Annotated in this window: 10 protein-coding genes; 9 read left to right on the top strand and 1 reads right to left on the bottom strand. The window is 52.8% G+C overall.

All coding sequences use genetic code 11. The annotated features are described in order from the left end of the window. Positions 1-26: 26 nt before the first annotated feature. The 5 genes from AC4G46_RS24740 to AC4G46_RS24720 all read left to right on the top strand — a co-directional run bounded on the left by AC4G46_RS24740 (position 27) and on the right by AC4G46_RS24720 (position 5,779). Entirely contained in the window at positions 27-1,361 is a 1,335-nt protein-coding gene (locus AC4G46_RS24740; protein WP_491125045.1) for a stage II sporulation protein P, read from the top strand. Positions 1,362-1,378: 17 nt separating this feature from the next. Continuing rightward, positions 1,379-1,870: a hypothetical protein gene (locus AC4G46_RS24735; protein WP_491125044.1), complete on the top strand. Its 492-nt coding sequence runs from the start codon at positions 1,379-1,381 to the stop codon at positions 1,868-1,870. Between the two features lie 205 nt (positions 1,871-2,075). After that, on the top strand, positions 2,076-3,890 hold the full coding sequence (lepA, locus tag AC4G46_RS24730; protein ID WP_491125043.1) for a translation elongation factor 4: 1,815 nt from the start codon (positions 2,076-2,078) through the stop codon (positions 3,888-3,890). A 132-nt stretch (positions 3,891-4,022) separates the two neighbouring features. Next, a complete protein-coding gene (hemW, locus tag AC4G46_RS24725) occupies positions 4,023-5,195 on the top strand; it encodes a radical SAM family heme chaperone HemW (RefSeq protein WP_491125042.1) in 1,173 nt (390 codons plus the stop codon). 92 nt (positions 5,196-5,287) lie between these two features. After that, positions 5,288-5,779 (top strand): N-acetyltransferase, encoded by a 492-nt coding sequence (locus tag AC4G46_RS24720; RefSeq protein WP_090712666.1) that lies wholly within the window; start codon positions 5,288-5,290, stop codon positions 5,777-5,779. 87 nt (positions 5,780-5,866) lie between these two features. On the opposite strand, the gene AC4G46_RS24715 is transcribed toward AC4G46_RS24720, so the two are convergent. Continuing rightward, complete coding sequence (locus tag AC4G46_RS24715; protein WP_491125041.1) at positions 5,867-6,589, bottom strand: hypothetical protein; 723 nt, start codon at positions 6,587-6,589, stop codon at positions 5,867-5,869. Positions 6,590-6,818: 229 nt separating this feature from the next. On the opposite strand from AC4G46_RS24715, the gene hrcA reads away from it, so the two are divergent. From hrcA to dnaJ, 4 genes are all read left to right on the top strand, one after another. Beyond that, positions 6,819-7,850 carry a heat-inducible transcriptional repressor HrcA gene (gene hrcA / locus AC4G46_RS24710; RefSeq protein WP_491125040.1) on the top strand — a complete coding sequence of 344 codons (1,032 nt, stop codon included), beginning with the start codon at positions 6,819-6,821 and terminating at the stop codon, positions 7,848-7,850. Positions 7,851-7,899: 49 nt separating this feature from the next. Beyond that, positions 7,900-8,475, top strand: a complete 576-nt coding sequence (gene grpE / locus AC4G46_RS24705) for a nucleotide exchange factor GrpE (protein WP_491125039.1) — start codon at positions 7,900-7,902, stop codon at positions 8,473-8,475. A gap of 166 nt (positions 8,476-8,641) precedes the next feature. Then, entirely contained in the window at positions 8,642-10,477 is a 1,836-nt protein-coding gene (dnaK, locus tag AC4G46_RS24700) for a molecular chaperone DnaK (RefSeq protein ID WP_491125038.1), read from the top strand. Between the two features lie 119 nt (positions 10,478-10,596). Next, positions 10,597-11,724: a molecular chaperone DnaJ gene (dnaJ, locus tag AC4G46_RS24695; protein WP_491125037.1), complete on the top strand. Its 1,128-nt coding sequence runs from the start codon at positions 10,597-10,599 to the stop codon at positions 11,722-11,724. Positions 11,725-11,909: the final 185 nt, after the last annotated feature.

The raw sequence follows: 11,909 nt of genomic DNA, 5'->3' as shown, positions 1-11,909 counted from the left end.
GAGGGCTGGAGGAGGACATAACAATAATGAACAGAAAATGGTTTCAGCTATGGAATATCGGCAGGCTGCGGGGAAAACTGCTGGACGTTCTGTCGCTGGGGAAGACGATGCTGCTGCTGGCCGGAGGTTCACTTGTTTTTTTCATGCTGCTTGGAGCCGGCGGACTGGCCGGAACGAAGCTGAACTCTTCACCTGTTCCTTCCATGAAAGGTCTGGCGGCATCCCTGTCCAGCGGGTTCTTTATGGAGCTGCTGGGCATGGAGGTGCCGCACCTGCCGAAAGGCGAAGAGCCGTCAGCTTTCTCTGCGCCAAAGGTAACGTCATTCGTGTTCCGCATGCTGACCAGTGTAGACCCCGGCAACCCCAAGAGCCTGCTGTCCCGTGAAGTGCCCGGACTTGCAGCCGATGATCCTTTCCTGCTGCGTGAAGGCTCGGGCGGTACAGCCGGCGCACCTGCAGACTATCATCCGGGGACAGATGAGCTGGCCGGCACGGAGGATCAGCCAGATCCGGGAGCTGCAGAGCCGGACCCAGGAGCAGCGGCTGACCCGGATACGGACAAGCCTGAGGATAATCCTGAAGTGCAGCCCCAGCCGACGGCGGCGCCGGATAAGGGTAACTCTGCAGAGCAGGGAGACAGTAGTGGAGCCGGCCGGGATAACAGTGCAACCGGGGATGCATCTATTAAAAGAGTACTGGTCTACCACTCTCATCCCCGCGAAGCGTATAATCCGCTGCTGGGAGCAGAAAGTGACAATCCGAGTTCCGCATCACCCTCCAAAAATGTGCTGCTGGTAGGCTCCTACATTACCGACAGACTGGAGCAGCGCGGAATCGGTACGGTTCATGCCAAGGATGATTACGCAACGGAAGTGCCGGATTACAACTGGAACTTTTCCTATAAATATTCACGGATCACCATCAAGGCGGCCCTGGCCGCCAACCAGGAAATGACCGAGCTGATAGATATCCACCGTGATTCGCAGCGGCATGGCAAAACGACAGCCGTCATTAACGGAAAAAGCTATGCGCAGGTGTACTTCATTCTTGGCCACGCCAATAAGGACTGGAAGAAGAACGAAGCCTTTGCCAATTCCATTCATCAGCTGCTGGAGAAAAATTATCCCGGACTCTCGCGCGGCATCTGGGGGAAATCCTCCGGGAACGGGAATAACGGGGAGTATAATCAGTCTCTTTCTCCCAACAGTGTATTAATAGAAGTAGGCGGAATCGACAACAGTGCCGAGGAGCTTAAGCGGACAGCGGATGTGCTGGCTGATGCGATTGCCGATGTATACTGGGACAGCCATGATGCGGAAAAGGCGGCTGCTCCGGAAAAAAGTACAGGATCTGAGAACTGATAAAGGAGTGAACCGGGATGTCCCGTTTCGGCAAAAAACTGGTTGTGATCGGCCTATGGGCCGGTATCGGCATATTGGTTGGCATGCAGTTTGGCGGAAGCGGCGGAACGAGGACAGCACCGGTCGCTCCGGGCTGGAACGGAGCTGCGGTCATGCAGCAGACGGGGCAAGCTGCCGCTGCTGCATCCGGTACTGTGCAGGACAGCCCGGTCTATGTATATGTGCCGGTTGCCGTTGATCCTGTGACCGGCGCCTATACGGCACTCCCGACTGCACCCCCTGCGGCACAGCCGCCGGCAGCAGTCCAGAATCAGACTCCTGCCGGCAGCGGCAGTCTGCCGCAGCAGGAGGTGCAGGACTACAGCACGCTTACGCCTGAGCAGATTCTGATCCCTGAGGAACAGCAGCCTGGCATTGATGTGCTGGCTGACAAAACGGCAGGCCTGCTCCAGCAGGCCTCCCAAAAAAGCATCCGCTGGATCGTCTCCCTGTTCGACTCGGCGGAGTAAACGTCCGTATGCGCACGGTGTATTTGCATTATGACGAGAAAAGGCCTCCCCGGAGGCCTTTTTATATCCCCGCCTGCCTTACAGCCGTGGTTATAACGGCACTGTACTCCGCTTTCTTTACTTTCCCGGCTGCACGGGATTGATGGGGGAAGCGCGTACTGTTATAATAAGTGGATTAACATAAGGCTGTCTGTGGGGGTAAGGAATGACTGACGTTCAGAAAAGACAACAACAAATTCGCAATTTCTCGATTATTGCACATATAGACCATGGTAAATCGACTCTGGCCGACCGTATTCTTGAATATACGGGCGCACTCAGCTCGCGTGAAATGCAGGAGCAGGTGCTGGATCAGATGGATCTGGAGCGTGAACGCGGAATCACCATCAAGCTGCAGGCTGTTCGCCTTACTTACAAGGCTGATGACGGTGAGGAGTATCTGCTGAATCTGATTGACACTCCGGGGCATGTCGACTTCACTTATGAGGTTTCTCGCAGTCTTGCTGCCTGTGAAGGAGCACTGCTGGTAGTAGACGCAGCCCAGGGGATTGAAGCGCAGACGCTTGCCAACGTATACCTTGCACTGGATAACAACCTCGAAATTTTGCCGGTTATTAACAAGATTGATCTGCCGAGCGCCGATCCTGAACGGGTGAAGCAGGAGATTGAGGATGTCATCGGGCTCGACGCCAGCGAGGCTGTGCTTGCTTCGGCCAAGGCGGGCATCGGGATCAAGGAAATTCTGGAGCAGGTCGTCAAGCAGGTTCCGGCTCCAACCGGAAATGCCGCTGAGCCGCTGAAGGCACTGATTTTTGACTCCCACTACGATCCGTACAAAGGCGTTATCGTTTATGTCCGGGTAATGGACGGCAAGATCCGTGCCGGCTCAAAGATCAAGATGATGGCTACCGACAAAACATTTGAGGTTATTGAAGTCGGCGCCTTTATGCCGCGCATGACCATTGTAGACGAGCTTAACATTGGGGATGTAGGCTTTATCGTTGCCGGTATCAAGCATGTCGGCGATACCCGTGTCGGGGATACGGTAACGGATGCCAAGAATCCGACACCGGAGCCGCTGCCGGGCTACCGCAAGATCAACCCGATGGTGTACTGCGGTCTGTATCCGATCGAAACCTCGGATTACAACGATCTGCGTGAAGCGCTTGAGAAGCTGCAGCTGAATGATGCCTCGCTCAGCTTTGAGCCGGAGAGCTCCAGCGCGCTCGGCTTCGGCTTCCGCTGCGGCTTCCTTGGACTGCTGCATATGGAGATTATCCAGGAGCGGATTGAGCGTGAGTTCAACCTGCCGCTGATTACAACTGCTCCAAGCGTTATCTACCGGATTATGCTGACTAACGGCGAAATGATGCAGATTGACAATCCGTCGAACTACCCGGAAATCGGAACCATTGATTATGTGGAAGAGCCTTATGTCAAAGCTGCAGTTATCGTTCCGAACGATTTCGTGGGAACAGTAATGGAGCTGTGCCAGAACAAGCGCGGGGAATTCGTGAACATGGAGTATCTCGACTCCAACCGGGTAACCATCACTTATCAGATTCCGCTTTCGGAAATCGTATATGATTTCTTTGACCAGCTGAAATCAGGCACGAAGGGCTATGCCTCCTTCGACTATGAGATTTCCGGCTACCGCCAGTCCAACCTGGTGAAGATGGACATTCTCCTGAACGGCGAGCAGGTTGATGCCCTGTCGTTCATCGTCCATCGTGACCGTGCCTACAACCGCGGCCGCATTATTTGTGAGAAGCTGCGCGGCATCATTCCGCGGCAGATGTTCGAGGTGCCGATCCAGGCATCAGTCGGAACCAAGGTTGTGGCCCGTGAGACCGTTAAGGCGATGCGCAAGAACGTTCTGGCCAAATGCTACGGCGGTGACATTTCACGTAAGCGTAAGCTGCTTGAGAAGCAGAAGGAAGGGAAGAAGCGCATGAAGCAGGTCGGCAGCGTAGAGGTGCCGCAGGAAGCGTTCATGGCGGTTCTGAAGATCGACGAATAGGTAAGCTGCGGGGCTTTCCTTTTGCGGAACGTACCGTTTAATTAGTAGGGAGACACTGAAGGGAAGCCTGACGGCTTCCCTTTTCTGGCTATATAGATTGGCATTACTAAATAAAATTTAAAGGAGACAGCTATGACCACTCATAACAATGGCCGTCCCCCTGAGGCCGTATATATTCATATTCCGTTTTGTACGAATAAATGCTTTTACTGTGATTTCAATTCCTATGTGCTGAAGGATCAGCCGGTAATGGAGTATTTGCATGCGCTTGACCGGGAGATGGAGCTGACCGTGCAGCAGACTCCGCCGGGAGTGATCAAGACCATCTTTGTAGGCGGCGGAACACCGACGGTGCTGAAGCCGGATGAGATGGCCTATTTCCTGGCGTCGGTCCGCCGGCATTTCCCGCAGTGGGATGACAATATCGAATTCTCGATGGAGGCCAACCCCGGCACCACGGATATCGAGAAGCTTACAGTGATGAAAGAAGGCGGGGTCAACCGCGTCAGCTTTGGGGTGCAGGCCTTCCAGAATGAGCTGCTGAGCGGAATCGGCCGGATTCATAACATCGATGATGTCTACCGCAGCCTGGAGAATGCGCGCAGTGTGGGATTGAATAACCTGTCGGTAGACCTGATGTTCGGCTTGCCGAACCAGACGGTGGATATGCTGAGAGAGAGTATCAGCAAGGCGCTTGAGCTGGATCTGCCGCATTATTCGATCTACAGCCTGAAGGTGGAGGAGAATACGCTGTTCCACACCTTGTTCAACAAGAATAAGCTGCCGCTGCCAAGTGAAGAGGATGAGCTGGAAATGTATCTGCTGCTCATGTCTGAAATGGAGAAGGCAGGTTATGTCCAGTATGAGATCAGCAATTTTGCCAAGCCGGGTATGGAGAGCCGTCATAATATAACGTACTGGCGTAATGAGGATTATTACGGCCTTGGTGCAGGGGCGCATGGCTACGTCAAACGTCAGCGGCACATCAATATAAAAGGCGTTAATCCCTATAATGAAGCTTCGCGCAGCGGCCTGCCGCGTCTGGATTCCTTTGAGATTACGGAGCAGGAGGCAATGGAGGACTTTATGATGGTCGGCCTGCGTATGCGTGCCGGGGTATCAGGCAGTGCGTTCCAGGCCCAGTTCGGCAAAAAGTTGGAGGAGATTTTTGGCGCACCGCTGCATAAACTGCTGCATGCCGGGTTGTTGGAGCAAGACGGTGACACCTACCGGCTGAGCAAGCAGGGAATCCTGTTCGGCAATGATGTTTTCGGGGAATTTGTCGGACTTTTAACAGAGGTTTAATTTTAAAATACCCCTTGAATTGTAATTCACCTTGTTGTATATTTATTCATATTAACAACGAGGGGTGAGTTAAAGTGCTTGTCAAGACGGAAATGATCCGCCAGTCGGCTCCTGCGGGAGAATCTAAAGTGATATGCAGAAATGCTACGGTGGAGGATGTGGAGCCGCTGTACTTAATGATAGAGGAGTACGCCCAGCGCGGAATTATGCTCCCCCGTTCCAGGCAGGCACTGACCCGCCAGATCGACCAGTTCGTCATCGCTGAGATTGACGGCATGTTCGTGGGTTGCGGTTCGCTGTTCAGACTCGGAAATGACCTCGTTGAAGTCCGTTCCATCGGCCTTCGGGATGAAGGCAAGGGCAAGGGTGTCGGCTCCATGATTCTGGAGAAGCTGACGGAGGAGGCAAGACGTCAGGGCATTCCGAAGATCATGGCACTGACATATGCAGTCGATTTCTTCCTCAGAAACGGGTTCACCGTAGTGGAGAAGGAGATTTTTCCCGAGAAGGTATGGACAGATTGCGTAAACTGCAAGAAGCAGCATGCCTGTGACGAAATTGCCGTAATGAAGAGATTAGATTAAGCAGGCAGCCGCATGCTGCCACGCTACAACATACAAAAGCCGCTGTCCGCCAGGGAGCCAGTCCCGGGAGCAGCGGCCTTTTTTAAGTTACTTGGCATAGATTAGCTTACGCTGCTGCTCAATAAGCTCTGCAAGCTCGGGAGGAGCATAGGCAGGGGGGTTAAAGGAGGGGGATAGCGTATTATATACGATGGTAATAGCAGAACCGTCCTTCAGCTCGATTTCGAGCCAATAGTTATCGCCAACCCAACTGTTGGTTTCCTTATACAACTGTTCAAACGGGATATAGTTCAGCATGGGGAACTCTTTTATAAAAAGTTCAGCAGCCTCCGGTGTGAAGTCCATAAGGGGTGTGGTGCCATCCATTCCGCTGATAAAGCGGACCGCTGTTATTTTGCCTGAGATGTCTAGCAGGTCGTTAAGGGTCCCGGCTTTCGGATTACTGCGGGCTACGAACAGCCTGTCTCCCGCCCATAAACGGGCGGATGTCCTGTATCCGCTCGCTTCATACAGCTCTGTACCGACCTCAAGCAGAGTAGAATCGCCGTCCCGCATCTCACTACGCGGACACTGATGGTCGGCTATGCGGTAAGAGATTTCGCCCAGACGTTTGCCCTTAACGTGCTCCCCGGGCGGACTATTATCATCCTCCAGGTAGACGACACCATCCCACTGTAACACTGAGGCATAATCCACGTCACCGTAAAAGCAGCTGTCCTGCCTGCCGGTCTCTTTCACATAAAACAAAACAGCAGCGGCCAGAAGCAGCCCGGCGGCCGGGAAAATCCAACGGTATTTTTTTCTTTTCATGCAGCTTGCCCCCATTTCTTCTATATTTTATATACAGACGAAAGCTGGAGGCAGAGGTTGCGGAGGATTTCCGGAATCAGGGCTGAAAATTGATAAAGCTGTAATCCAAATCCGGACTGAATCTGACTTGACAATCTCAAGGTCAGTTTGGTATTTTTGTATTAGCGGTTAGCACTCATCTGAGTAGAGTGCTAACGAATCGGAGCCTCAGCCGATAGGAGGGAATAACATGTTAACTGAACGCCAGAGAATGATCCTTAATGCTATTGTGGATGATTATATTTCTTCCGCAGAGCCTGTAGGCTCGCGCAGCATCTCCAAACGTGGTGATGTGGGCTACAGCCCGGCAACCATCCGCAACGAAATGGCTGATCTGGAGGAATTAGGTTATCTTGAGCAGCCGCACACTTCGGCTGGAAGAATTCCTTCACATAAAGGCTACCGTTATTATGTGGATCACCTGGTGCCGTGGAATTCCGCCGGAACAGCAGAAATGGGCACGATACGCGCCTTTTTTGCCGAGAAGCTGAATGCTACAGAGCAGGTTATCCAGCATGCGGCAATGATTCTTTCCAATATGACGAATTACACTTCCATCCTCTTGGGACCGGAGGTTTTTCATACTTCACTGCGCCATTTTCAGCTCCTTCCGCTTGACGGTAATAATGCCGTGGCAATTATTGTTACCAGCACCGGGCAGGTAGAGAACCGTACGGTTCAGATTCCGCCGGAGATTTCCCTTTCCGAAATGGAAAAGGTCGTAAATCTGCTTAACAGCAAGCTGGTAAACGTTCCGCTATATAATCTGAAGAGCCAGCTCTATTCCGAGCTGGGCGAGGAGATGCAGCGTCACATCTCCCATTACGAAGAATTGATGCAGGTGCTTGACCAGGCGCTCGAAAGCGATCATGACCAGCGTATCTATCTGAGCGGGGCAGCCAATATGCTGACTCAGCCGGAGTTCAAAGACGTTGACAAGGTCAAGACGATCCTTGATCTGCTGGAAGAGACGCCGACGTTGCTGAAGATGCTGTCCCCCGCATCCGGCGGAACCGGAATACAGGTCCGTATCGGGACGGAGAATAAGCATGAGGCCTTTGCCAACTGCAGTCTGATTACAGCAACTTATTCATTGGACGGCAAAGCGCTCGGCAGCATCGGCATTCTGGGTCCGACCCGGATGGAATACGCCCGTGTGATGGGCATCCTCGGGATTTTATCCCGGGATTTGACAGCGATGCTGGCACACTGGTATAAGTGAACAGAGTGTAATTGATTTACGTGAATGATTTGAAGGAGGTGAAGACAACTTGAAAGAGGAACAGGTTCAGGATCCGAATGAAATGAAAGATGAAGCAGTAAATGAAAACCTGGCGGCCGATGAGGCCGAAGCCGCGGCTGAGAGCACGGCGGACATCGAGGAGGCTTCAGACGGCGGTGAAGCTGCCAAACGACTCCAGGAGCTTGCAGAGGAGGCTCAGGCCCGCACCTTGCGTGTACAGGCGGATTTTGATAACTTCCGCCGCCGCACCCAGAAGGAGAAGGAAGAGCTGGCGCAGTATGCCACTTCAAAGCTCGTTACGGAATTGCTTCCGGTACTCGACAATTTTGAGCGTGCACTGGTAACTGCTCCGGGCAACGCTGAATCTGAGGCCTTCACCAAAGGCATCAACATGATTTTCCGTCAGCTGGAAGGGGTATTGAAGTCTGAAGGCCTTGCGGCCATGGAAACAGTAGGACAGCCATTTAACCCTGAATATCATCAGGCGATTATGCAGGTGGAGAGCGAGGAGCACGAGGAAGGCATCGTGACGGAAGAGGTCCAGAAGGGCTATCTCCTGAAGGATAAGGTTCTTCGTCCGGCCATGGTCAAAGTCAGCATGTAGTCTGTCTATATACCTTGGGTAACACCATGCCTGTCACAGAAGATGCTGTGCCGGAAGCTTCCGGCCGTATTGTTATGTGCAGATCCCTATCATTATCAGCGTTATTCAATTAACTATAAATTACAGGAGCCTGGGCTCCATAACATTTTTGAGGAGGCACATTACAGTGAGTAAAGTTATCGGGATTGACCTTGGAACCACCAACTCTTGCGTTGCCGTTATGGAAGGCGGCGAAGCTGTCGTTATTCCTAATCCGGAAGGCGCGCGTACAACCCCTTCGGTTGTAGGCTTCAAGAAAGACGGCGAGCGGATCGTCGGCGAAACAGCAAAACGCCAGGCGATCACTAACCCTGACCGTACAATCGCTTCGATTAAGCGTCATATGGGTACTAACCACAAAGAAAGCATCGACGGTAAAGACTACTCTGCACAGGAAATTTCCGCAATGATCCTTCAGAAGCTGAAATCCGATGCTGAAGCTTACCTGGGACAAACGGTTACACAGGCGGTTATTACAGTTCCGGCTTACTTCAATGACAGCCAGCGTCAAGCGACCAAGGATGCTGGTAAAATTGCCGGCCTTGAAGTTCTGCGTATTGTCAACGAGCCAACTGCTGCAGCACTTGCTTACGGTCTTGAGAAGGCTGAAGACCAGACTATTCTCGTATATGACCTGGGCGGCGGTACATTCGACGTATCGATCCTTGAGCTGGGCGACGGCTTCTTCGAAGTAAAAGCTACCAGCGGTGACAACCGTCTGGGCGGTGACGATTTTGACCAGGTTGTTATGGACTTCCTCGTAGCTGAATTCAAGAAAGAGCAGGGCATTGACCTGAGCAAGGACAAGGCTGCTGTACAACGTCTGAAGGATGCTGCTGAAAAAGCGAAAAAGGAACTGTCCGGCGTACTGACTACCACGGTATCCCTTCCGTTCATCACGGTTGTTGACGGCGTGCCGCAGCACTTGGAAGTAAACCTTACCCGTGCTAAGTTCGAAGAGCTGACTGCAGGTCTGGTAGAACGTACACTGGGACCAACACGCCAGGCGCTGAGCGATGCAGGCATGACTCCTGCTGATCTGGACAGAATCGTGCTTGTCGGCGGTTCCACCCGTATTCCTGCGGTACAGGAAGCAATCAAGAAGCTTACCGGCAAAGAGCCGCACAAAGGCGTTAACCCGGATGAAGTGGTAGCCCTTGGTGCTGCGGTTCAAGCGGGCGTATTGACTGGTGATGTTAAAGACGTGGTGCTGCTTGATGTAACTCCGCTGTCCCTCGGTATCGAAACTGCAGGCGGCGTGTTCACAAAGATGATCGAGCGTAACACTACTATTCCTACAAGCAAATCACAGGTCTTCTCGACCTTTGCCGACAACCAGCCGAGCGTGGAAATTCACGTGCTGCAGGGTGAGCGCCAAATGGCGAACGGCAACAAGACGCTGGGACGCTTCATGCTGAACGAGATTCCGCCGGCACCGCGCGGCGTACCGCAAATCGAAGTTACTTTTGACATCGATGCTAACGGTATCGTTAATGTATCAGCAACAGACAAAGGCACGAACAAGAGCCAGAAGATCACGATCACTTCTTCCAGCGGCCTGAGCGATGCTGAAGTGGAACAAATGATGAAGGATGCCGAGCTGCACGCTGAGGAAGACCGCAAGCGTAAAGAACTGGTTGAAGCGAAGAACAATGCTGACCAGCTCGTGTATTCTACTGATAAAGTAATCAAAGATCTTGGCGATAAAGTGGATGCTTCCGAAATCGAGAAAGCAAACGCCGCTAAGGATAAAGTAAAAGCAGCACTGGAAACTGACAATCTGGAAGAAATCAACGCAGCTACAGAAGCGCTGACCGAGATTGTACAGCAGTTGTCCGTGAAACTGTATGAGCAGGCTGCACAAGAGCAGCCGGGCGCTGAAGGTGCTCCAGAGGGTGCTAAGAAGGATAATGTTGTTGACGCTGACTACGAGGTTGTTGACGACGAGAAGAATCAAGGGTAACCTTAAACGATAAGTCTATTTCGTACGAAGGGAAGGTCAAGACCGGGGCATCCCGTGTTTTGGCTTTCCTTTTAACATGTTACAGGCTAATTGAGTATTGATGTACGGAGGTGAAAGCAGTGGCAGATAAACGCGATTATTATGAGGTGCTGGGTCTCGGAAGAGATGCATCTGACGATGAAATAAAGAAGGCCTACCGTAAGCTGGCACGCCAGTATCACCCTGACGTCAACAAGGCCAGTGATGCTGAAGCCAAGTTCAAGGAAGTGAAGGAAGCATACGATGTCCTGAGCGACGGCCAGCAGCGTGCCCGATATGACCAGTATGGCCATATCGATCCTAATCAGGGTATGGGCGGCGGCTTTGGCGGAGGCGGCGGAGATTTCGGCGGACTTGGCGATATCTTCGATATGTTCTTCGGCGGAGGCGGCGGACGCCGTGATCCGAATGCCCCGCAGCGCGGCGGCGATTTGCAGTACACAATGACCATTGAGTTCAAGGAAGCGGTATTCGGCAAAGAGACCGATATTACCATTCCGCGTACAGAGTCCTGCGATACCTGCTTTGGCTCCGGAGCTAAGCCGGGTACGAAGCCGGAGACCTGTTCCGTCTGCCACGGCAGCGGCCAGCAGGAATTCGTGCAGAATACCCCGCTTGGACAGATGCGTAACCGCCGTCCCTGCTCCCATTGCAGCGGCACAGGCAAAATCATCAAAGAAAAATGTACGACCTGCGCAGGCCAGGGTAAGGTTAAGAAGCAGCGCAAGATCCATGTACGCATTCCAGCCGGCGTAGATGACGGCGCACAGCTGCGTATGACCGGTGAAGGCGAAGGCGGTACACGCGGCGGCCCGGCCGGCGACCTGTACATTGTCATCCGTGTGAAGAACCATGAGTTCTTCGTGCGTGAGAACGATGATATCATGTGCGAGGTTCCGCTGACATTCGCCCAGGCGGCGCTTGGTGACGAGATCGAAATCCCTACCCTGACCGAAAAGGTGAAGCTGAAGATTCCTGCGGGAACCCAGACCGGCACCTTCTTCCGCCTCAGAGGCAAAGGGGTTCCGCATTTGCGCGGCAGCGGCACAGGCGACCAGCATGTGCGGGTAGTCGTTGTAACGCCAAGCAAGCTGAGCGAAGAGCAGAAGGATTTGCTCCGCCAGTTCGCTTCTTACAACGGCGAGAACACGCATGAGCAGGAGCAATCGTTCTTTGACCGTGTGAAGCGTGCCTTTCGCGGTGACTAAGTTTTGGAAATGAAATCAAATTAACCCCCGGATTCGCGAGATAACGCGGAGCTGGGGGTTAATTTATTGTTAGCGTTGTTAAAAAAAAGATCGTGCACCGGCCACAAGGCCCTGCACGATCCTTTTTGCATTTCTGCCTGCTGTCAGCCTCCTGAGAGGTGGACAACAGGCATATTAACTAAAGA

The sequence above is a fragment of the Paenibacillus sp. fava2 genome, from assembly GCF_058313675.1.
Note: the sequence above shows the minus strand (reverse complement) of the source record. Positions and strands in the feature narration are given on the sequence as shown.